Below are 19536 nucleotides of genomic sequence, written 5' to 3'. Positions count from 1 at the left end.
CCTCCCACCGGCCTCGTCACCGCCGGGTGATCAGCCCTTTCCGGCGATCAGGCGCCGGTGCGCGGCCAGGACGCCGGAGGCGCCGCCGAGGCCGGCGGCGTGCAGCGCGAGCGCGGCCGCCCCGGCCGCCCCGTCGCGGGCGGCGATCGCGGTGCCCGGAAGCCCGGCGCGGACCTTCACCGACAGGAGGGTGGGCTCGGTGAGCAGGGAGCCCGTCAGCACCAGCGGCCCGGAGACGGGGCCCAGTGACCGGACGGTCCCGATGAGCCGCCGCGCGGCCTCGTCGAGGATCTCCGTCGCCGTCGCGTCGCCCGCCCTCGCGGCGGTCTCGACGACCGGCGCGAGCCGTGCCAGCCACGAGGGCCCAGCCTCGGCGACGCCCATGTGGACCGCCTTCACCAGCCGCAGGGCCGTCGCGTCGTCGACGGCCGCGCGGGCGAGGACCGCCTCGCGCAGCGCGGTCGGCCCGGCCCGGCCGTCCAGGGTGGCCAGCACGGCCCGTACGGCCCGCCGCCCGATCCACGTCCCCGACCCCTCGTCCCCGAGCAGCCAGCCGTACCCGTCGGCCCGGCCGGTCACCCGCCTGTCCTCGATCCGCGCGGCCACCGCCCCGGTGCCCGCGACCAGGGCCGTTCCCGACGGCTCCTCGGTCGCCCCGCAGAAGGCCACGAGAATGTCGGGCACCACTGTCGGCCGCCCGGCCGGTCCCGCCGCGCGCCATGCCTCGGCGGCGATCGCCTCGGCCGGTTCCGGTGCCGTGTCCGCGCCCGCCAGCCCGAAGACCCCGGTGGCGACCAGCGCCGGGTCGAGGCCGGTCAGGGCGGCGCGCAGCGCCGTGTGCAGGCTCCCGGCGGGATCGGCGGCCGAGAGGGGGTTGGCCGCTCCGCCGTACCCCCGCCCGACGATCTCGCCGGACACGGTCGCCACCACGCAGCGGGTGCTCGTACCGCCGCCGTCGACCCCGATGACCAGTGCTGTCACGTGCGCTCCAGGTGTGTGGACGATCTGCCGCCCTTCGTATCCTCGTGAAGGATCCCCGCGCGGGGAAGACGTGCGGACGGCCTGGCGCGGCCACACGGGGATCACGGGATCGGCGATCACGCCGTGCCTGCGGCCCCGCGGTTCCGGCCCGTCCGGCGGGGCGCCGGATCGTGCGCGCCCGGGCCTCGCCGGCCCTGATGAAGAAATTGGTCGATAAATCACTATTTCTTGCTGGATTGGCGCGCGCAACGGTGTTCGTCCTCCCGTTCCGGGGGCAGAGCGTCCGTGTGATGGGACGCGAAGCCCAGTGGCGCCGCGGTGGCAGGCTTGTCGGTCTGGAGTTCCGCGCGCTCCTCCGCCCCCTGCTGGAGGAGTTGTGCGCGCCGTCGCTGACCAAGACCACGGCCTGAAGGTGGCATGATCGGATCATCCGTATTCCCGTCCCGGCCGGACGGGAATACGGATGACGGCCGACCGGGGGCGGGGGAGCCGGTCTCGGGGGCTCAACAGGACTGGATCGGAGACGTTCATGGGCATCGGTCGGATCGGTGTGTGGCATCCCCTGTTCGGCAGGGCTCCGGCGCAGGCCGTACGGCGGGCGGCGGTGGAGATCGAGAAGCTCGGCTACGGCACGCTCTGGTTCGGCGAGGCGCCGGCGACACGGGAGGCGTTCAGCGCCGCGGGGATCCTGCTCGCCGCGACCGAGCACGTCACGGTCGCCACCGGCATCGCCAACATCTGGGCGCGGGACGCCACCGCCATGGAGGCGGGAGCCAAGGCGTACGGCGAGGCGTATCCCGGGAGATTCACCCTCGCCATCGGGGTCAGTCACGCCCCCCTCGTCGCCCGGCGTGGCCACGACTACACGCGTCCCCTGACCGCGATGGCCGAGTATCTCGACGCGATGGACGCCGCGGCGGACGAGCTGCCCTTCGCGGACGACCCGCCGACGCCCCGGCTGCTCGCCGCGCTGCGGCCCCGGATGCTGGAGCTGGCCAGGGACAAGGCCGACGGCGCCCACCCCTATTTCGTGCCGCCCGAGCACACCGTGCTCGCCCGCGGGATCCTCGGCACCGGGCCCGTTCTCGCACCGGAGCAGGCCGTGGTCCTGGAGACCGACCCGGCAGAGGCCAGGCGGATCGCCCGCGAGCACATGGCGATGTACCTGCAGCTGCCGAACTACGTCAACAACCTGCGTCACCTCGGCTACGGCGACGAGGACTTCGCCGGCGGCGGCAGTGACCGGCTGGTGGACGCCATCGTCGCCTGGGGGAACGCGGAGACCGTCGGCAGGCGGATCGCCGCCCATTTCGACGCCGGGGCCGACCACGTCGCCGTCCAGCCGCTTCCCCCGGACCTGGGCGGCGCCGTCGAGCAGCTCACCGAGCTGGCCCCCGTCCTGGGAGCTCTGCCCTGGGAGTGACGGAGGGAGCCCCCGCCCGGTCGGCGGACCGGGCGGGGGCTCCTCCCGGAGAGGCCGGAGAAGCCGGAGAGACCGGAGAGGTCAGCGGACGGGCTTCCAGCGCCACCGGCTTCCGCCGGAGTCCTGCAGGCACCTGTACCGCTTGTTCGTGACCTTCGCGTAGCCGTACTTCCCGTGGGCCGCGGCCGGGCAGAACGCTCCCGGCGTGATGCAGTTCCAGTGGTCACCGGACCGCTGGTAGGTGCACGAGGCCGTGGCGGTGGCGGCGTGGGTCTGGACGGACGCGGAGGCGGGCAGGGCGGCGACCGGCGCGACCAGCGCGGAGCCGGCGAGGGCGACGGAGACGAGGAACCGCTTGAGCAAGGAGCGCTCCCGAACGAGGGGAATGTGACACAGGAAAGACGGCCGTTCATAGGGGGAGGTTGACGGCTGTGCGGCATTTAGTGGATTTCTTGATGACATTTACTGGAAGTGCCGCGGAGAAAACGCTTTCCAGATGGGCGGGCGATTATCGGCCGTCTTCAACGCGCCCTTTCTTCCTGCCGTAACCCCCGTCACCCGGTGATGCGACCCGGGATCTCACCGCGGCCCCCTCCCTGGTGAAGGGGTGGTCGGGGAGGGTGGGCGGAGTGACCGTCGTGCCTCGCCGTACGAGAATGGGAGGGTGAGGGAGACCCGCCTTGGGTGAGTCCGGCGAGGAACGGGCGCTGCGAGAGCTGGAGACGGCGCTCGACGCGAACGCGCCGGTCGTCCATCACAGGCTCAGGCGCTTCCCCGAGGGCACACCGTTCCTCTGGCTGCGGTTACCGGGGGCGAGCGGCGCCACCCTCTTCCTCGACCGGCACCGGTGGATCTATCTCAGCGAACCCGGGCCGGACGGGCCGGTCACCGAGTTCGCCGCGGGCCGGGTCGAGGACGACCCCAAGATCGTCGTCGAGCGGCTGATGTCCGTCATGGTGCGGCCCCCCAGGCGCGGGGGCCGCTTCATGCGCCTGCTGAAGTCCGGCGTGCTCGGGTTCGCGGCCGCCGCGGGGACAGGCGTCCTGAGCGCGCTGGTCATGGCGATCCTCGTCGCGGGCAACGGCTACGTCACCGAGACCTCGATCGTCTGGGTGGACGTCCTGGCCGTCGTGATCGGGGTGGCGGCCGGTCTGTGGGTGGGCGTCCGCTGGTGGCGGCGGCTGGGCTGACTCCCGGCGCGGCCGGTCCGGCCCCTGGCCCTTCGCACGCCCCGGCCCTCCGGCGCCTCAGCCCAGCGTCTCCGACACCAGCTCCCTGGCGGCCTCCTGCACCTGCGCGAGGTGCCCGGGGCCCCTGAAGGACTCGGCGTAGATCTTGTACACGTCCTCCGTGCCGGACGGCCGGGCGGCGAACCAGGCGCTGTCGGTGGACACCTTGACCCCGCCGAGCGCGGCGCCGTTGCCGGGAGCCGAGGTGAGGACCTGGGTGATCGGCTCCCCGGCGAGCGTCTTCGCGGTGACCCGCTCCGCCGAGAGCCCGGCCAGCACCGCCTTCTGCTCCCGGGTCGCGGGGGCGTCGACGCGGGCGTAGGCCGGATCGCCGAACCTGGACACCAGATCGGCGTAGTGCAGGCTCGGCGAGCGGCCGGTAGTCGCGATGATCTCCGAGGCCAGCAGGGCCAGGATGACGCCGTCCTTGTCGGTGGTCCACACCGAGCCGTCGCGGCGCAGGAACGACGCCCCCGCGCTCTCCTCGCCGCCGAAGCCCAGCGAGCCGTCGAGCAGCCCCGGCACGAACCACTTGAACCCGACGGGAACCTCGAACAGTCTCCTGCCCAGGTCGGCGGTCACCCGGTCGATCATGCCGCTGCTCACCATCGTCTTGCCGACCCCCGCGTCCGCCGGCCACTGCGGCCGGTGGGTGTAGAGATAGGAGATCGCCACGGCGAGATAGTGATTGGGGTTCATCAGGCCCCCGTCGGGGGTGACGACGCCGTGCCGGTCGGCGTCGGCGTCGTTGCCCGTGGCGACGTCGAAGGCGTCGCGGCCGGCGATGAGCGAGGCCATCGCGTACGGCGACGAGCAGTCCATCCGGATCTTGCCGTCCCAGTCGAGCGTCATGAACCGCCAGGTCGGATCGGTCAGCGGGTTCACCACCGTCAGGTCCAGCCGGTGGCGTTCGGCGATCTCGGCCCAGTAGGCCACGCTCGCCCCGCCCAGCGGGTCGGCGCCGATCCGCACGCCCGCCCGTCTGATCGCGTCGATGTCCACCACCGAGGGCAGGTCGTCGACGTATGCCGCGAGGAAGTCGTGGCGGCCGGTCGTGTCCGCGGTCAGGGCCCTGGCGTAGGGGATCCGCCTGACCTCCTTCAGGCCGCCCGCGATCAGCGCGTTGGCCCGGTCCTGGATCCAGGAGGTGGCGTCGGTGTCCGCGGGGCCGCCGCTCGGCGGGTTGTACTTGAATCCGCCGTCGCTCGGCGGGTTGTGCGAGGGGGTCACGACCACGCCGTCCGCCAGGCCGGCCGTACGTCCCCGGTTGTGGGTGAGGATCGCGTGCGAGACGGCGGGGGTCGGGGTGTAGCCGTCGCGGCTGTCGATCAGGACCCGTACCCCGTTGGCCGCGAACACCTCCAGGGCCGACACCCGCGCGGGCTCCGACAGCGCGTGGCTGTCGGCACCGAGGAACAGCGGGCCGTCCACTCCCTGAGCCGCGCGGTACTCCACGATGGCCTGGCTGGTGGCCAGGATGTGGTCCTCGTTGAAAGCACTGTTCAGAGACGAGCCACGATGCCCGGAGGTGCCGAAGGCCACCCGCTGGCCCGCGTCCTGCGGATCCGGGTGCAGCGCGTAGTAGGCGGTCACCAGACGGGCCACGTCGACCAGGTCGGACGGCTGAGCCGGCTGTCCCGCGCGATCATGCGTCATCGTAATCTCCTCATTCATTCCCGGCTAACGGTACTTATCCCCGAAACGGGGAGGATCGCGTGGTTGATCTCGCGGGTGCGGGCACGCCCCGGACCGTGCGCCCTGGACCGTGCCCCGGACTGTGCCCTGGACCGTGCCCCGGGCCGCGCCGCGGCTCGCCGGGCCATGGCCCGTGCGCGTCCGGCGGCGGCGTCACCGTCGCCAGGGCGGTGGCTCCGGCAGCGGCCCGGCGGGTGTGACCGTCAGCTCCGCGCCGTCACCCCTGCCGATCAGCCAGGCCAGCAGCGCCCGGCTCCGGCCGGTCACGAGCGGGCCGGGGCCGAAGTCGTGCCGGATCTCCTCGTCGGTGGCCGCCATCCGCATTCCCGGGATGTCCTCCCTGCCGGCGAGGTCCGCGACGACCGTGCGGCACAGGTCCGCGGCGAACCAGCCGGGCCAGTCGTCCGGCGTGTAGCCCACCTTCAGGTCCACGTGGTGGATCTCCAGCTCCTGTAACTGGCTGGAGACCACCCGGTGCACGGGGTGCTCCGAGCCGCCCAGCCAGCGGACCGGGCGGTTCCAGGCGGCCTGCGGGTGGTCGCGGATCGCGGTCAGCGCCTTCGTGGTCGAGAAACGCAGCAGATCGAGCAGCTCGGCCACCGGCCGCCGGGCGTCCCTGGCGATCTGCTCGGCCCGGGAGCGCTCGCCGGGATACTGCGGGATCGGCAGGCCGGTCCGCGCGGCCACCAGCAGCCGGACGCGGGAGTCCGAGCCGCCCGCGAGATGGGCGAGCACGTGTGCCCGTGACCAGCCCGGCAGGGACGACGGGGCGCGGATCTCCGCCTCGCTCAGCTTTCCGGCGTCCTCCAGCAGGCTGTCGGCGCTTTCGTACAGGAACGGCAGGAGCGCGAGCGGCGCCCTGTCGGTGATCTCCAGCGTCATGGCCGACCGCCGGCGGCCGTATCCGCCGGGCATCTCCGGTGTCACGTCTTTCTCCGCCTCTCGTTGGGGAACAGACGATCCCGCCTACCCCTCCGCCCGGCCTGTATGACACCCGGCGGGGCGGAGATCTAGGCGTCGCCCTCCTGGACCTGGGAGGCCTCCTCCAGGCGGGTGCGGAGCCGGGTCCTGATCTCATCCGGGGTGTAGGCCCGCCGCCGCCGTTCGGCCCTGGCGATCACCACTCCGGTCGCCGCGACGCCCGCCACACCGGCCAGACCGAGTATCTTCCACCACCGCATGTCCTTAGGCTACAGAAATGTCCGGCAAGAGCATCAGCCTCGACGAGGCAGTCGATCTGACCCGCACCGGCGACGTGTGGCTGTTCCGCGGCCGCTCCGTACCCGATCGGGCCATCCAGACCGTGACCAACAGTCCCGTCAACCACGTGGGCATGTCCGTCGTCATCGACGACATGCCCCCGTTGATGTGGCACGCCGAGCTCGGCCGGTCGCTGCCCGATCTGTGGTCGGGGACCAACCAGCGGGGGGTCCAGCTGCACGACCTGCGCGACGCGGTCCGCGTCTGGGCCACCCGGTACGGCCAGCGCGCGTGGCTCCGCCAGCTGGAACCCCAGGTAACCCGGGAGATGGAGGACGAGGTGCTGCGCACCGTCGCCCGCCTGGACGGCACGCCGTTCCCCTCGACGGCCCGGCTCGCCGGTCGCTGGGCGGGCGGCCGGATCCCGAGGATCTTCAGGCGCGGCTCCGGGGAGAGCGCGCTGGAGAGCGCCTACTGCGCCGAGGTCGTCGCGGTCACCTACGAGGCCATGGGGCTGCTGCCCGGTGGCCGCAGGCCGAACTGGTACGACCCCGGCCGGTTCTGGAGCGGGGACGACCTCAGGCTCTCCGAGGGCTTCCGGCTCGGCGGGGAGATCACCGTCAGGGTCCCGGTCGCCGGACGGAGATGACCCCGGGGGCGACCTCCGCCCCCGGACCGGATTCCCTCCGGACGAGGTTCCCCCGGACCGCCCCCGAAGTCGCGGGAGGCGGATCGCGCCGTGCCTGCCGCCTTGCGTCATGCCTGTCGCCCGTCCGCCGCTCCCGCTGCGGGCTCACCCCGTGCCCCTTGCGTGATCTCCGGGCTCATGGGCGTTCTACGGGGATGTGTCATGGTCGATCAGCGATTGGATCTTTCTGGGAGATATGTAGTCAAGAGTCACTCTATGGGGCATTTATCGCGAAAGTAGAGGGCATTGATCTACGAACAGATCGATGAGGCATCGGGACCCGCAGGGCGGGCCCGGACGGCCCATCCGTCCGCCCAATCAAGGAGATCACCGTGAAGAAGAAGTCTCTTCTCGCATCCGCTCTCGCCGCGGCGGCCCTGGCCGCCTTCCCCGTGGTAGGTCACGCGGCCACCACGAGTTCCGTCCTCACCTTCTCGCCCACCGCCTTCTCGCCCACCCCGGAGCCGACGGGGATGGAGACCGGTGCTCCCGGGGAACCCGGGGGCCCCGGAGGGGAGCCGTCCTACGAACCTTCCGAGATGCCTTCCGAGATGCCGTCGGAGATGCCGTCCGAGGCGCCCTCCGAGATGCCGTCGGAGGGGCCCACCGGAGGTGCGGCGGGCGTGCCCTTCGGCCCCGGTTGCCGGCAGCTTCCCGAGAGCGGCCCCGGCAGCCTCGCCAGCATGGCCAAGGAGCGGGTCGCCACCGCGCTGGCACACAACCCGCACCTGGCCCAGCTGGTCAGCGCCCTCAAGGAGTCGAACCTGGCCGACACGCTGAACTCCGCCGAGGGCATCACGGTGTTCGCGCCCACCAACGAGGCCTTCTCCCAGCTTCCGCAGGACGTCCGAGAGAAGATCAAGTCGGACAAGGCCCAGCTGAAGAAGATCCTCACCTACCACGTCGTCTCCGGCAGGGTGAAGCCGTCCGAGCTGAAGAGCGGGTCGCTGGAGACGCTTGAGGGGGGCAAACTGACCGTCAAGGAGGAGAACGGAGAGTACACGGTCAACGATGCCAAGATCATCTGCGGCAACGTGCCCACGTCCAACGCCGTCGTCTACATCATCGACAAGGTGCTCGTCCCGCCGCAGTGACCGGTGGCAGGCCGTTCGAGGGGCGCCCGTCGCAGGTGCCCCTCACGACGGCGTCCGCCGTGCGGCGGCCGGATGAGGCGCCGCGCGCCGTACCGGCGCGGCCGGAGACCCGCGGTGACCGGGAGGGCCCGGAGCGGCCGGGAGTGATCGGGAGTGATCGGGGAGGTCAGGAGCGGTCAGGGGCACGGTGAGGACGTGCGGTCAGCGCCAGTCCTCGGGCTTGCGGGCGACCCCGCCCACGCTCCACGTCCTCTCGGGGCCCTGAGTGGTGAGCGGGTTGTCCGGACACCAGTGACGGAGGTAGACGAGCCCGGGATCGAGCAGGTCCAGCCCGTCGAAGAAACGCAGCACCTGTTTGCGCGTGCGCGGTTCGCCCTCGTCCCGGCCGAGGACCCGCCGGTAGATCTCGGCGAGCGGTCCCGCCGCCTCGGGGTGGGTGTCGAAGACCGCGTGGGCGACGACGAGGTGGCTGCCCGCGGCCAGTGAGTCGCGCAGCAGGGCCACGCTCTTGAACGGGTCGTCCTCGTCGGGGGTGAACTGGAGCGCGTGGGGGATCACCGCGGCCACCGGCCGGCTCAGGTCGACGAGCCGCAGCAGGCCGGGGTCGGCGAGCACGCCCTCGGGGTCGAGCGTGTCGCCTCTGACGACGGCGGTGCTGGGGTTCGTGGCGAGCAGTGCCCGGCTGTGGGAGAGCACGACCGGGTCGTCGGAGACGTAGACCACGCGGGTGTCCGGCAGCAGTGACTGGGCGACCTGGTGGATGTTCCGGGGGGCGGGCAGTCCCGAGCCCAGCACGAGGAACTGGTCGATGCCCCGGCCGACGAGATGGCGCACGGCCCGGTGCAGGAAGTCCTGCCGTTCCCTGGCCATGATCCTGACCTCGGGGGCGATGGCGAGTACCTCTTCCGCGGCTCTGCGGTCGGCGGCGAAGTTGTCCTTGCCGCCGAGGAAGTAGTCGTTCATGCGCGCGATGTTCGGCACGCTCGTGTTCAGACTCACCGGTGCCCGTCTGGCCGAGCCGCCCATGCGCCACCTCCTCGGTTGCCTGTGAGACTAAAGAATCACGGCACCGATTGGTAGACGCCCGCTCACATACAGTGGGAGAAACGCGATAATTATTCTGGTTTTTACTGGGCGATATCTATTCTTTAAGGCCCATAAAAGGCGTTTGGGGAGGTCGTCTCCGGGGTGTGGCCGGAGCCCGCGGGCGGGGCGGTGGCGCGCCACGGGGGCCGGAGCTCAGGCAAAGGACTCCACGGGCCGGATCGCCCGCGAGGGGAGCGCGAAGGCCGCCCACACGGCCTTGCCGCGGCTCGCCAGGGGGGCCCAGCCCCACATCTCGCTGATTCCCTGGATCACCTGCAGTCCGCGCCCGCTCTCCGCCTCGTAGTCGGGCTCGCGCAGGCTGGGTCCCTGATTGCTGGGATCGGTGACCGCGCACAGCACCGAGCGCTCCGTGTGGCAGATGATGACCCTGACGTCCTGCGGGCGCCGGGCGTCGGCCACGCCGCGGATGCCGTGCCGTACGGCGTTGGTCACCAGTTCGGAGACCACCACGCCGGTGTCGTCGATCAGGGATTCGAGTCGCCAGGCGCGCAGGGCGGTCGAGGTGAACTCGCGTGCGGTCCGTACCGCGCAGGGGTCGTGCCGGAGACTCCGCACGGCCATCTGGAGATGGTCGGCGCGGTCGTCTTCACCCGCCCATGGCGGCAGGCCGCTCGGCGGGAGCACGTGATCAAGCATTGACAACCACCGTTCCCACCCACCGATCTCTGGCCGGACGGGTGTGGCTTGATGTCTTTGACGAGCAGTCATCTGCGGCCTTGAGGAGGTGTGGCGATCGCGTTACAGGGCGATCCGTCTAGTCATCTTGCACGGGGCGATGTGCATAGGCAAGTACAGATGCACGTGCATCTGCACAAAGCCGTATGATCGTATCGGTGTTTCCCTCCCTGAACAGGTGAGAGGCGAGGATGAATCAGCTGTACAACGGCATGCCGGCGGCCATGCTCGACGGTGTCGTCTGGCGTAAGAGCCACTTCAGCAACCCCAGCGGCAACTGCGTGGAGATGGCCGCGCTGCCCGGCGGGGCCGTCGCGATCCGCAACTCGCGGGATCCCCAGGGGCCCGCGCTGATCTACAGTCCCCACGAGCTTGACGCCTTCGTGCAGGGCGTCAAGGGGGGCGACTTCGACGATCTGATCATTGTGGCCGACTGAAGAACGAGAATAAAATTCTGGGTAGCCGGGGTTGTGTGACCGGAGTACCGTGAAGGATCGCGACGGCCACAAAGAGTGGACGGGGGCTCGCGTTCCGCGCTCGAAGGACTACTGGATGACCACATCTCACGCCGAAAGCGAGCCGGCACCTCCGACCTCCATGGCCGTGCCGCGGGGGAGCTCGACGGTGCTCAGGATCGTGCTGGGCGCCCAGCTCCGCCGTCTCCGTGAGGAGCACCACATCACCCTCGAGGCGGCGGGGCAGGCCATTCGCGCCTCGCACTCGAAGATCAGCCGGATGGAGCTCGGCAGGGTCAGCTTCCGGGTAAGGGACGTGGCCGACCTGCTCACGCTGTACGGCGTGACCGACCAGGCCGACCGCCAGGCGCTGCTGGCGCTCGTCGAACGGGCCAACGTCGCCGGATGGTGGCACAACTACAACGACGTCCTGCCGAACTGGTTCGAGACCTACGTCGGGCTGGAGGAGTCGGCCGCCGTCATCCGCAACTACGAGGTCCAGTTCGTGCCCGGCCTGCTCCAGAGCGAGGAGTACGCCAGGGCCGTCGTCCTGCTGGGCTACCCGACGGCCTCCGAGGAGGAGGTCGAGCGGCGCGTACGGCTGCGCATGGGCCGCCAGAGACTCCTGCGCAACCCCGATCCGCCCCACCTGTGGGCGGTGCTGGACGAGGCCGTGCTGCGCCGCCCGCTCGGCGGGCCCGAGGTGATGCGCGGCCAGATCGACCACATCCTGCGCGCGCTCGAACTGCCCAACGTGACCGTCCAGATCGTGCCGTTCAGCGTGGGAGGTCACGCGGCGGCCGGAGGGCCCTTCAGCATCCTGCGCTTCTCCCAGCCCGACCTGCCGGACGTGGTCTACATGGAGCAGCTCACCAGCGCGGTCTACCTCGAAAAGCGCGACGACGTCGACAGCTACCTCGAGGTGATGGAACGCCTGTGCATCGAGGCCGAGCCCGTCTCGCGCACACGGGAGATCCTCCTGGGGATCCGCGAGGAGCTGTGAGGGCGGCGGGCCCGCAACCTTTTCCGGCCCGCCGTACGAATATCAGCGAATGAAGTGCCTTGTCACCGGAGCGACCGGATACATCGGCGGGCGGCTCGTGCCCGAGCTGCTGGACGCGGGCCACGACGTGCGCTGCATGGTGAGATCGGCCGGTCGCCTGCGCGACCAGCCGTGGGCCGGCCTGGTCGAGATCGCCCAGGCGGACGCCACCGACGCCGACGGCACGAGGAGGGCGCTCGACGGCGTCGACGTGGCCTACTACCTCATCCACACCATGGGCGGGGGGAAGGACTTCGCCGCCTCCGACCGCCGGGCCGCGGCCACGTTCGCCGCCGCGGCCGAGGACGCCGGGGTGCGCCGCGTCGTCTACCTCGGGGGACTCGCCCCCGACGAGGGGCTCTCGCCCCACATGCGATCCCGCGCCGAGGTCGGGGAGATCTTCCTGGGCTCCGGGGTGCCGGCCGTGGTGCTGCGGGCCGCGGTCATCATCGGCTCCGGATCCGCCTCGTTCGAGATGCTGCGCTACCTGACCGAGCGGCTGCCGATCATGACGACGCCGCGCTGGGTGCGCACCAGGACACAGCCCATCGCCATCCGCGACGTCCTGCGCTACCTGGTCGCCTGGGCGGACGTCGAGGAGCGGGTCAACCGGTCCTTCGACATCGGCGGCCCGGACGTGCTGACCTACGCCGACATGATGCGCGCCTACTCCGCCGTCGCCGGGCTGCCCCGCCGGGTGATCATCCCGGTGCCGCTGCTCAGCCCCGGCCTGTCCAGCTACTGGGTCGGCCTGGTCACCCCCGTCCCCGCGGGCATCGCCCGCCCCCTGGTCGAGTCGCTGCGCAACGAGACCGTCTGCCGCGAGCACGACGTCACCCGTTACGTTCCCGACCCGCCGGAGGGCCTGATCGGCTTCGGCGACTCCGTCGCGCTGGCCCTGCGGCGGATCAAGGAGGCGAAGGTCGTCACCCGGTGGTCCTCGGCCTCGACCCCGGGGGCGCCGAGCGATCCGCTGCCGACCGACCCCGACTGGGCGGGAGGCAGCCTCTACGTCGACAGCCGGGCCCGCCGGGTCGAGGCCTCCCCGCGGGCCCTGTGGGAGGTGATCGAGTCGATCGGCGGTGAGCGGGGCTGGTACTCCCTGCCGGTCGCCTGGCAGGCCCGCGGGCTCCTCGACCGCCTCGTCGGAGGGGTGGGCCTGCGCCGCGGCCGCCGCGACCAGCGTCACCTGCGCGTGGGCGACTCGGTCGACTTCTGGCGGGTCGAGGAGGTCGAGCCGGGACGGCTGCTCCGGCTGCGCGCGGAGATGCGCCTGCCCGGCCTGGCGTGGCTGGAGCTGAGCGTGGTACGCCGCCGGGGCGCGACCGTCTACCGCCAGCGGGCGATCTTCCATCCCCGGGGACTGGCGGGCCACCTCTACTGGTGGTCCCTGTCGCCCTTCCACAGCCTGATCTTCGGCAGGATGCCGCGCAACGTGGCCGCCGAGGCCGAGCGCGGCGCCGTTCCCGCCCCGCCGCGCGGGACCCCGCGCGCTCCGGCGCGCGGAGCCGCCGCTCCCGCCGCTCCCGCCACCGATGTCCCGGACGCCCTGTCTGGAGACGGCCACGCCGGGCAGAATCCGGGGAACACGGTTTCCACACACGGAAGGTGCTCTGACGATGGCCAAGGTACTGCTCGTCACCGGTGACGCGGCCGAGGACCTGGAGGTCTTCTACCCCTACCAGCGCCTGCTGGAGGAGGGCTACGAGGTGACCGTCGCCGCGCCCGCCGCCAAAAGACTCCAGTTCGTCGTCCACGACTTCGTCGAGGGCTTCGACACCTACACCGAGAAGCCCGGCCACACCTGGCCCGCCGACGTGGCCTTCGCCGACGTGGACCCGCAGGACTACGCGGCCCTGGTGATCCCCGGAGGCCGCGCGCCCGAGTACATCCGCTCCGACGCCGATCTCCAGCGGATCGTCAGGCACTTCGCCGACGGCGGCAAGCCGATCGCCGCGCTCTGCCATGGCCCGCTCGTGCTGGCCGCCGCCGGAGTGCTGCGGGGCCGCTCCAGCAGCGCCTACCCGGCCTGCGCGCCCGACGTCGAGGCCGCGGGAGGCACCTGGGTCGACAGCGCCGCGCACATCGACCGGAACCTCGTCACCGGGCGCGCCTGGCCGGACCACCCGGCGTGGATGCGCGAGTTCGTGAAGATCCTCAAAGTGGAGGCGCCGCTCTGAGGTCGTGGGGCGCCGCCGAGACCAGGCCGGTCTCGTAGGCGACGATGACGAGCTGAGCGCGATCGCGGGCCCCGAGCTTGCCCAGCAGCCGTCCGACGTGCGTCTTGACCGTGGCGAGGCTGAGGTTCAGGTGGCCCGCGATCTCGGCGTTGGACAGCCCCCGGGCGATGAGGACCAGCACCTCGCGCTCCCGCTCCGTGACGCCGCCGAGCCCGCGCGCCGGCGGCCCGGCGGGATCGGGGCGCCGGGCGAACTCGGCGATGAGACGGCGCGTCACCGTCGGGGCGAGCAGCCCCTCGCCCGAGGCGATCACGCGGATCGCCGTCAGCAGGTCGCCCGGCGGCGTGTCCTTGAGCAGGAAGCCGCCGGCTCCGGCCCGCAACGCCGCGTAGACGTACTCGTCGAGGTCGAACGTGGTCAGGATCAGGACCCGCGTGTTCGCGGTCGCGGCCGAGCCGCGGATGCGCCGGGTCGCCTCGACGCCGTCCATCTCCGGCATGCGCACGTCCATGAGCACCACGTCGGGCGACAGGTCACGGGCCAGCTCGACGGCCTCGGCCCCGGTCCCCGCCTCCCCGACGGCGGTGAGACCGGGGGCGGTGTCCACCAGGAGGCGGAAGCTGCCGCGCACCAGGGCCTGGTCGTCGGCCACCAGCACGCGGATCACGCCGTCCTCCCGGGCCACACATCCCTCCCGTACGGCAGCCGCGCCGAAACCCCGAACCCGCCCTCGGGCCGTCGCCCGGCGGTGACGGTCCCACCGTACACGGCGGCCCTCTCCCGCATCCCGAGCAGCCCGTGGCCCGGCGGTCCCGGCAGGACCCGGCGCCCCGGCCCGTCGTCGACGACCTCGATCCGCACCTCGGCCCCGTCCGCCTCGACGCTCACCCGGCACCGCGCGGGGGCGGCGTGCCTGACCACGTTCGTCAGGGCCTCCTGCACGATGCGGTAGACCGACAGCTCGACCCCCTCGGGCAGCGCCCCCGTGGCGACGTCCAGCTCGACGCGGACACCGGCCAGCGCGGCCCGGCCGGCGAGCGAGGGCAGGGCGGCGAGCCCCGGCGCGGGGGAGAGACCGTCCCTGGCAGGGACGAGGTCCGGGCCGGTGCGTGAGGGGACGTCCCGGGCGTCGTCCGGGAGGCCGTCCCCGCCGTCCCCGTCCGTGCCCGAGCGGACCACGCCCAGCAGGCGGCGCATCTCGGTGAGCGCGCTCCTGCTGGTCGTCTCGATGACGCGCAGCGCGTCCCTGGCCTCCTCCGGGCGCGCCTCCGCGACGTGGTTGGCGATCCCCGCCTTGACCGCGATGAGGCTCATGCTGTGGGCGACCACGTCGTGCAGTTCGCGGGCGATGCGCAGGCGCTCCTCGACGACCGCCCGCCGCGCCAGCTGCTCCGCCGAGCGCGCCGCGTACGTCCGGCGCTCCCGCACCGCCCTGCCGACGGTCCAGGCGCCGCCCATCAGCGCCGCACCCGTCAGGAACGCGACGGGCACGCGCGTCCCCGCGCCCACGCCGGGGGCGCCGCCCATCGACAGCGTCACGAAGGCCAGCGCGCTCAGCGCCCCGATCACCCCCGTGGCCGCCCATCTCGGCCTGGGCCGGGTGAGCGCGACGACGTACAGCGCGAAGGCCGCCGCGGCGAAGCCGTCGGGCACCGCGCCGAGGAACACCGAGACCAGCGACAGGCCGAGGACGGCGCAGAAGACGGGCAGCGGCCACAGCCGCCGCGCGGCGGCCGCCAGGCCCGTACCGGACAGGAGCAGGGCCTGCGCCCACAGCGGGCCGCCCGTCCCGGGGCGCGTGGCCGCGAACGACAGCAGCACCAGGACGTATCCCGCCCCGGCCAGCGCGTCGAGCGCGACGAGCCTGCCCGTGCTCAGCCTACGCAGAAAGAGGGAGTCGTCCACGCTGAGACCGTATCCGCGGCCTCCCGCCTCCGCCTCCACCCCCGGGATGTCATCCTCGGGACCGACCCTTTCGGCGGTCCGGCCGCCGCCGTCGGACCGGGGGCCGACGCCGAAGTCCAGGCCGTGGCACGACGCGCCCCCGGACCGCCGCGCGGAATCCTCGACGGCATGATCGAGTTCAGGGAACTGACCAAGCGCTACGGCGCCACGACCGCGGTCGACGGGCTGTCGTTCCAGGCGCGGCCGGGACTGGTGACCGGCTTCCTCGGCCCCAACGGCGCCGGAAAGTCGACCAGCATGCGCGTCCTGCTCGGCCTCGACGCCCCCACCTCGGGGGAGGCGCTCGTCAACGGCCGCCGCTACACCACGATCCGGCACCCGATGCGCGAGGTCGGCGCGCTGCTCGACGCCGGCGCGGCGCACGGCGGCCGCAGCGCCTTCGACCACCTGCGCTGCCTGGCCCGGAGCAACCGCATCGGGACGCGCCGGGTGACGGAGGTGCTGGAACAGGTGGGACTGGCCGGTGTGGCCCGCAAGAAGGTCGGCGGGTTCTCCCTGGGCATGCGGCAGCGGCTGGGAATCGCCCTGGCGCTGCTCGGCGATCCGGGTGTGCTGCTGTTCGACGAGCCGGTCAACGGGCTGGATCCGGAGGGCGTGCGGTGGATCCGCCACCTGATGCGCGCGCTGGCGGCGGAGGGGCGCACCGTCCTGCTCTCCAGCCACCTGATGAGCGAGATGGCGCTCACCGCCGACCGCCTCGTCATCGTCGTGCGCGGCAGGGTGATCGCCGAGACCTCGGTCGAGGAACTGGCCGGGCGTTTCGACCGGGGCGTGCTGGTGCGCTCCCCGCGCGCGGCGGAGCTGGCCGCCGTGCTCACGGAGGCGGGGGCGACGGTCCTGGCCGAGCCGGACGGGGCACTGGCCGTACGGGGGCTGGAGGTGGCCGAGATCGGTGACCTGGCGGCCGGGCACGGGCTGGCGGTCCACGAGGTGAGGCCGCGTACGGCATCCCTGGAGGAGGCGTACATGGAGCTCACCGGTGACGGCTCCGAGTATCGGGCGGTCCGGTGGTGACCGACGCGCTCGCCTCCGAGTGGCTGAAACTCCGCACCGCCCGCTCCTCCCGGTGGCTCCTGGCCGTCGCCCTGCTCTTCGTCCTGCTGATGGCCGCGTTCACCCTCTACGTGGTGGGCCTGTGGGAGGGGCTGCCGCCCGCGCACCGGTCCAGGCTGCGGGCCGCGCCGCCCGAACAGATCGTCCTCATGCCGCTGGAGATCTGCGCGGCGGTCCTCGGCGTGCTGGCGATCACCTCGGAGTACGCCACCGGCATGGTCCGCACCAGCCTCACGGCGGTTCCCCGGCGGGGCGTGCTGCTGGCCGCGAAGGCCGCCGTCGTCGCCGGGGTCACCCTCGCCGCAGGGCAGGCGGGCGTCCTGCTGACGTTCCTCACGGGCCGCCTGATCGCCGGCGACCGCCCCATCCAGGGCTTCACCGCACCGCCGGCCGAGGAGTTGCCCGCGATGCTCGCCACGGGGCTGGCGCCGGCCGTACTCGGCCTGGTCGGGCTCGGCCTGGGCGTCGTGCTGCGCTCGACCGCCGGGACCGTCACCCTCGTCGTCGCCCTGCTGTACGTGGTCCCGAGGTTCGCGATCCTGCTGCCCGACCCGTGGAACGCCCGGGTCGGTTCGGTGCTGCCGGAGGATCTCACCCGCCGGCTGTGGGGCGAGGTCCCCATGGCGGTGGGGCTGGGCAGGGCGGGGGCCGGGACCGGCCTGTCCTTCGCGGGCGCCCTGGCCGTCATGGCCCTGTACGTCGTGGTGGCGCTCGGCGCGGCGGCCGTCGCACTGCGCGGGAGGGACGCCCGGTGACGGCCCTGCTCGCCTCCGAGTGGCTGAAGCTCCGCTCCGTCCGCTCAACCTGGTACATTCTGGGCCTGGTCGCCTTCGCCGTCCTCTGCGCCGCCCTGCTGACCCTGCAGGGGGTGAACGTCTGGGACGCCCTGCCGCCCGAGCGCAGGGCGCGCTTCCCCGTCCCGCCGACGGAGCGGATGCTGCTGCCGCCGGTCCAGCTCTGCGCCGGAGTCCTCGCCGTGATGGCGATCACCTCCGAGTACGCCACGGGAACGATCCGCGGCAGCCTCACGGCGGTTCCCCGGCGGGGCGCCCTGCTGGCGGCGAAGGCCGCCGTCGTCGCCGGGGCATGCCTCGCCGCGGGCCTGGTCTTCCTGTTCGCCGGATTCGCCGCCGGCCGGGCGATCATCGGGGACCGGCCGATGGGGCCCGGCCACGTGGCTCCGGCGCCGGGGGAGATCCCCATGCTGCTCGCCTCCGGTCTGTCGGTGGCCGTGGTGGCGCTCGTCGGTGTGGGCCTGGGGGCGGCCACCCGGTCCACGGCCGCGGCGGTCGTCGCCGTCGGCGGGCTGCTGTTCGCGCTTCCCGCCGTCGCGGGGCTCCTGCCGGGCCCCTGGGCCGGCCGGATCGGCTCGGTGCTGCTGCCCAACCTCGCCGGGCAGCTCGCCGGGCATCCGTCCGCGGCCGGGGACCTTCCGCCGCCGGCGGCGCTGGGCGTGCTGGCCGCGTACGCGGCCATTGCCATCGGCGCGGGCGGAACCGCCCTGACCTGGCGCGACGCGTGACTCCTGGGGCGGATGACCCCTGCGGTAAAGGTAGTGATTTTTTGCGAAATCCCCGATTTCTATTTTCTTACGACCCGGTCGCCCGGCCGTACGGTCGTTAGACAGGAACGACGTTCGACACGAAGGAAGAGCCCGCGATGGACCAGACGACCCTGACGTCCGCCGAGGAGATCTTCACACGGCGTGTGAGACCCGCCCGCGGCCTGGCCGGGGACGCCGGACAGGTGGCGGAGGCCTGTCGTGCCATGGCGGCGCGTTTCCACGGCGGTGGACGGCTCACGGTCTTCGGCGACGGGGAGACGGCGACCGGCGCCCGGCACATCTTCGAGCGGCCCGGACGGCTCGGCCCGCGGGTGGTCGCGTGACCCGCCGGGGACAGGCCGGCGGAGGCGAGCCCCCGCACCCCGGCCCGTGTCACGAGGAGGCCTGCATCACCTGCTCCGACGAGGCGGTACCGGTGACGGTGGTACGGCTGCTGGAGGCCGGTCTCGCCGTGGTCGACACCGGACGCGGCCGGGAGGAGGAGGTGAGCGTCGCCCTGGTGGACGCCCAGGTCGGCGACACCCTCCTGGTCCACGCCAGAGAGGCGATCGCCGTGATCAAGGGGGTGACCGGATGAGCGCGCCGGACACCTCGGCGGACGCCTCGGCCGAGTCGCCGTACCCGTGGACGACCTCGCACGGCGCGGCGTCCCCGGGCCCACGCCGGATCACATCCGACGGCGCACGCTCTGAAAGCACACGTCCCACGACCAGACGGGTCAAGCCTACGAAAGTGGTGAGACGCAATGACGACACCGACCGAGTCGAAAGCGACCACTCCGGAAGTATCGGAAGAGCCGGTCGTTCACATTCTGTGGATCAACGCGGGGTTGAGCTGTGACGGGGACTCGGTGGCGTTGACCGCGGCGAGTCAGCCGAGCATCGAGGAGATCGTGCTGGGGGCGTTGCCGGGGCTGCCGAGGGTGGCGGTGCACTGGCCGTTGATCGATTTCGAGTCGGGGCCGGTGCAGGGGGCGGATGTGTTCATCGAGTGGTTCTTCAAGGCCGAGCGGGGTGAGCTGGAGCCGTTCGTGCTGGTGGTGGAGGGGTCGATCCCGAATGAGGGGATCAAGGCGGAGGGGTATTGGTGTGGGTTCGGTGCCGATCCGGTGACGGGGCAGCCGATCACGACGAGTGAGTGGCTGGATCGGCTGGCGCCGAGGGCGACGGCGGTGCTGGCGGCGGG

The 19536-nt window shown here is 72.3% G+C and carries 22 protein-coding genes and 1 pseudogene; 14 read left to right on the top strand and 9 right to left on the bottom strand.

Features of this window, described 5'->3' with window-relative positions; translation table 11 throughout:
* Positions 1 to 30: 30 nt before the first annotated feature.
* Positions 31 to 981 carry a BadF/BadG/BcrA/BcrD ATPase family protein gene (locus tag AB0N02_RS46490; RefSeq protein ID WP_363961451.1) on the bottom strand — a complete coding sequence of 317 codons (951 nt, stop codon included), beginning with the start codon at positions 979 to 981 and terminating at the stop codon, positions 31 to 33.
* A gap of 529 nt (positions 982 to 1510) precedes the next feature.
* Here AB0N02_RS46490 and AB0N02_RS46485 point away from each other — a divergent pair.
* Positions 1511 to 2404 carry an LLM class F420-dependent oxidoreductase gene (locus AB0N02_RS46485; protein WP_363961449.1) on the top strand — a complete coding sequence of 298 codons (894 nt, stop codon included), beginning with the start codon at positions 1511 to 1513 and terminating at the stop codon, positions 2402 to 2404.
* Positions 2405 to 2485: 81 nt separating this feature from the next.
* On the opposite strand, the gene AB0N02_RS46480 is transcribed toward AB0N02_RS46485, so the two are convergent.
* Positions 2486 to 2767 carry a hypothetical protein gene (locus AB0N02_RS46480; protein ID WP_363961447.1) on the bottom strand — a complete coding sequence of 94 codons (282 nt, stop codon included), beginning with the start codon at positions 2765 to 2767 and terminating at the stop codon, positions 2486 to 2488.
* 317 nt (positions 2768 to 3084) lie between these two features.
* On the opposite strand from AB0N02_RS46480, the gene AB0N02_RS46475 reads away from it, so the two are divergent.
* Positions 3085 to 3594, top strand: coding sequence for a hypothetical protein (locus AB0N02_RS46475; RefSeq protein ID WP_363961445.1), 510 nt, complete (start codon positions 3085 to 3087; stop codon positions 3592 to 3594).
* A 57-nt stretch (positions 3595 to 3651) separates the two neighbouring features.
* Here AB0N02_RS46475 and pgm read toward each other — a convergent pair whose 3' ends face one another.
* From pgm to AB0N02_RS46460, 3 genes are all read right to left on the bottom strand, one after another.
* Positions 3652 to 5289: a phosphoglucomutase (alpha-D-glucose-1,6-bisphosphate-dependent) gene (gene pgm / locus AB0N02_RS46470; protein ID WP_363961443.1), complete on the bottom strand. Its 1638-nt coding sequence runs from the start codon at positions 5287 to 5289 to the stop codon at positions 3652 to 3654.
* Positions 5290 to 5481: 192 nt separating this feature from the next.
* Complete coding sequence (locus AB0N02_RS46465) at positions 5482 to 6255, bottom strand: maleylpyruvate isomerase family mycothiol-dependent enzyme (RefSeq protein ID WP_363961441.1); 774 nt, start codon at positions 6253 to 6255, stop codon at positions 5482 to 5484.
* Between the two features lie 83 nt (positions 6256 to 6338).
* Positions 6339 to 6509: a hypothetical protein gene (locus tag AB0N02_RS46460; RefSeq protein WP_363961439.1), complete on the bottom strand. Its 171-nt coding sequence runs from the start codon at positions 6507 to 6509 to the stop codon at positions 6339 to 6341.
* 17 nt (positions 6510 to 6526) lie between these two features.
* Here AB0N02_RS46460 and AB0N02_RS46455 point away from each other — a divergent pair, with 17 nt between their 5' ends.
* Together AB0N02_RS46455 and AB0N02_RS46450 are read left to right on the top strand one after the other, a co-directional pair.
* The gene (locus AB0N02_RS46455) at positions 6527 to 7177 is read left to right on the top strand and encodes a hypothetical protein (protein WP_363961437.1); all 651 of its coding nucleotides are present in this window, start codon (positions 6527 to 6529) and stop codon (positions 7175 to 7177) included.
* A gap of 371 nt (positions 7178 to 7548) precedes the next feature.
* The gene (locus AB0N02_RS46450; RefSeq protein ID WP_363961435.1) at positions 7549 to 8310 is read left to right on the top strand and encodes a fasciclin domain-containing protein; all 762 of its coding nucleotides are present in this window, start codon (positions 7549 to 7551) and stop codon (positions 8308 to 8310) included.
* Positions 8311 to 8511: 201 nt separating this feature from the next.
* Here AB0N02_RS46450 and AB0N02_RS46445 read toward each other — a convergent pair whose 3' ends face one another.
* Together AB0N02_RS46445 and AB0N02_RS46440 are read right to left on the bottom strand one after the other, a co-directional pair.
* Positions 8512 to 9336 (bottom strand): SAM-dependent methyltransferase, encoded by an 825-nt coding sequence (locus AB0N02_RS46445; RefSeq protein WP_363961433.1) that lies wholly within the window; start codon positions 9334 to 9336, stop codon positions 8512 to 8514.
* A gap of 213 nt (positions 9337 to 9549) precedes the next feature.
* Positions 9550 to 10053, bottom strand: a complete 504-nt coding sequence (locus AB0N02_RS46440; protein ID WP_363961431.1) for an ATP-binding protein — start codon at positions 10051 to 10053, stop codon at positions 9550 to 9552.
* Between the two features lie 230 nt (positions 10054 to 10283).
* Here AB0N02_RS46440 and AB0N02_RS46435 point away from each other — a divergent pair, with 230 nt between their 5' ends.
* The 4 genes from AB0N02_RS46435 (at position 10284) to AB0N02_RS46420 (ending at position 13769) form a co-directional block, all read left to right on the top strand.
* Complete coding sequence (locus tag AB0N02_RS46435) at positions 10284 to 10529, top strand: DUF397 domain-containing protein (RefSeq protein WP_363961429.1); 246 nt, start codon at positions 10284 to 10286, stop codon at positions 10527 to 10529.
* Between the two features lie 115 nt (positions 10530 to 10644).
* Positions 10645 to 11550: a helix-turn-helix transcriptional regulator gene (locus tag AB0N02_RS46430; protein WP_363961427.1), complete on the top strand. Its 906-nt coding sequence runs from the start codon at positions 10645 to 10647 to the stop codon at positions 11548 to 11550.
* 49 nt (positions 11551 to 11599) lie between these two features.
* Entirely contained in the window at positions 11600 to 13237 is a 1638-nt protein-coding gene (locus AB0N02_RS46425) for an SDR family oxidoreductase (protein WP_363961425.1), read from the top strand.
* On the top strand, positions 13209 to 13769 hold the full coding sequence (locus AB0N02_RS46420) for a DJ-1/PfpI family protein (protein ID WP_363961423.1): 561 nt from the start codon (positions 13209 to 13211) through the stop codon (positions 13767 to 13769). The genes AB0N02_RS46425 and AB0N02_RS46420 overlap by 29 nt, the downstream gene beginning before the upstream one ends.
* On the opposite strand, the gene AB0N02_RS46415 is transcribed toward AB0N02_RS46420, so the two are convergent.
* A complete protein-coding gene (locus AB0N02_RS46415; RefSeq protein WP_363961421.1) occupies positions 13747 to 14436 on the bottom strand; it encodes a response regulator transcription factor in 690 nt (229 codons plus the stop codon). The genes AB0N02_RS46420 and AB0N02_RS46415 overlap by 23 nt on opposite strands.
* Entirely contained in the window at positions 14433 to 15674 is a 1242-nt protein-coding gene (locus AB0N02_RS46410; protein WP_363961419.1) for a sensor histidine kinase, read from the bottom strand. Before AB0N02_RS46410 ends, AB0N02_RS46415 begins: the two co-directional genes overlap by 4 nt.
* Before the next feature lie 168 nt (positions 15675 to 15842).
* Between AB0N02_RS46410 and AB0N02_RS46405 the strand changes: the two genes are divergently transcribed.
* The 6 genes and pseudogenes from AB0N02_RS46405 to AB0N02_RS46380 form a co-directional block, all read left to right on the top strand.
* Positions 15843 to 16748, top strand: a complete 906-nt coding sequence (locus tag AB0N02_RS46405) for an ATP-binding cassette domain-containing protein (RefSeq protein WP_363961417.1) — start codon at positions 15843 to 15845, stop codon at positions 16746 to 16748.
* On the top strand, positions 16745 to 17542 hold the full coding sequence (locus tag AB0N02_RS46400) for an ABC transporter permease (protein ID WP_363961415.1): 798 nt from the start codon (positions 16745 to 16747) through the stop codon (positions 17540 to 17542). The genes AB0N02_RS46405 and AB0N02_RS46400 overlap by 4 nt, the downstream gene beginning before the upstream one ends.
* Positions 17539 to 18309 (top strand): ABC transporter permease, encoded by a 771-nt coding sequence (locus AB0N02_RS46395; RefSeq protein ID WP_363961413.1) that lies wholly within the window; start codon positions 17539 to 17541, stop codon positions 18307 to 18309. Before AB0N02_RS46400 ends, AB0N02_RS46395 begins: the two co-directional genes overlap by 4 nt.
* A gap of 137 nt (positions 18310 to 18446) precedes the next feature.
* Positions 18447 to 18674, top strand: coding sequence for a hypothetical protein (locus AB0N02_RS46390; RefSeq protein ID WP_363961411.1), 228 nt, complete (start codon positions 18447 to 18449; stop codon positions 18672 to 18674).
* Positions 18671 to 18928, top strand: a complete 258-nt coding sequence (locus AB0N02_RS46385; protein WP_363961409.1) for a HypC/HybG/HupF family hydrogenase formation chaperone — start codon at positions 18671 to 18673, stop codon at positions 18926 to 18928. Before AB0N02_RS46390 ends, AB0N02_RS46385 begins: the two co-directional genes overlap by 4 nt.
* A gap of 168 nt (positions 18929 to 19096) precedes the next feature.
* Positions 19097 to 19536, top strand: a pseudogene (locus AB0N02_RS46380) (hydrogenase expression protein HypE); the annotation flags it as partial.

This window comes from Streptosporangium sp. NPDC051022 (genome assembly GCF_040683035.1).
Lineage (GTDB): Bacteria > Actinomycetota > Actinomycetes > Streptosporangiales > Streptosporangiaceae > Streptosporangium.
The sequence above is the reverse complement of the archived record's forward strand: the minus strand, read 5'-3'. Positions and strand labels throughout refer to the sequence as shown.

Coding starts and splice junctions, on each gene's coding strand:
- AB0N02_RS46485 (WP_363961449.1), top strand. CDS start 1,511: ATGGGCATCGGTCGGATCGGTGTGTGGCATCCCCTGTTCGGCAGGGCT.
- pgm (WP_363961443.1), bottom strand. CDS start 5,289: ATGACGCATGATCGCGCGGGACAGCCGGCTCAGCCGTCCGACCTGGTC.
- AB0N02_RS46460 (WP_363961439.1), bottom strand. CDS start 6,509: ATGCGGTGGTGGAAGATACTCGGTCTGGCCGGTGTGGCGGGCGTCGCG.
- AB0N02_RS46455 (WP_363961437.1), top strand. CDS start 6,527: ATGTCCGGCAAGAGCATCAGCCTCGACGAGGCAGTCGATCTGACCCGC.
- AB0N02_RS46445 (WP_363961433.1), bottom strand. CDS start 9,336: ATGGGCGGCTCGGCCAGACGGGCACCGGTGAGTCTGAACACGAGCGTG.
- AB0N02_RS46440 (WP_363961431.1), bottom strand. CDS start 10,053: ATGCTTGATCACGTGCTCCCGCCGAGCGGCCTGCCGCCATGGGCGGGT.
- AB0N02_RS46435 (WP_363961429.1), top strand. CDS start 10,284: ATGAATCAGCTGTACAACGGCATGCCGGCGGCCATGCTCGACGGTGTC.
- AB0N02_RS46430 (WP_363961427.1), top strand. CDS start 10,645: ATGACCACATCTCACGCCGAAAGCGAGCCGGCACCTCCGACCTCCATG.
- AB0N02_RS46425 (WP_363961425.1), top strand. CDS start 11,600: ATGAAGTGCCTTGTCACCGGAGCGACCGGATACATCGGCGGGCGGCTC.
- AB0N02_RS46420 (WP_363961423.1), top strand. CDS start 13,209: ATGGCCAAGGTACTGCTCGTCACCGGTGACGCGGCCGAGGACCTGGAG.
- AB0N02_RS46405 (WP_363961417.1), top strand. CDS start 15,843: ATGATCGAGTTCAGGGAACTGACCAAGCGCTACGGCGCCACGACCGCG.
- AB0N02_RS46390 (WP_363961411.1), top strand. CDS start 18,447: ATGGACCAGACGACCCTGACGTCCGCCGAGGAGATCTTCACACGGCGT.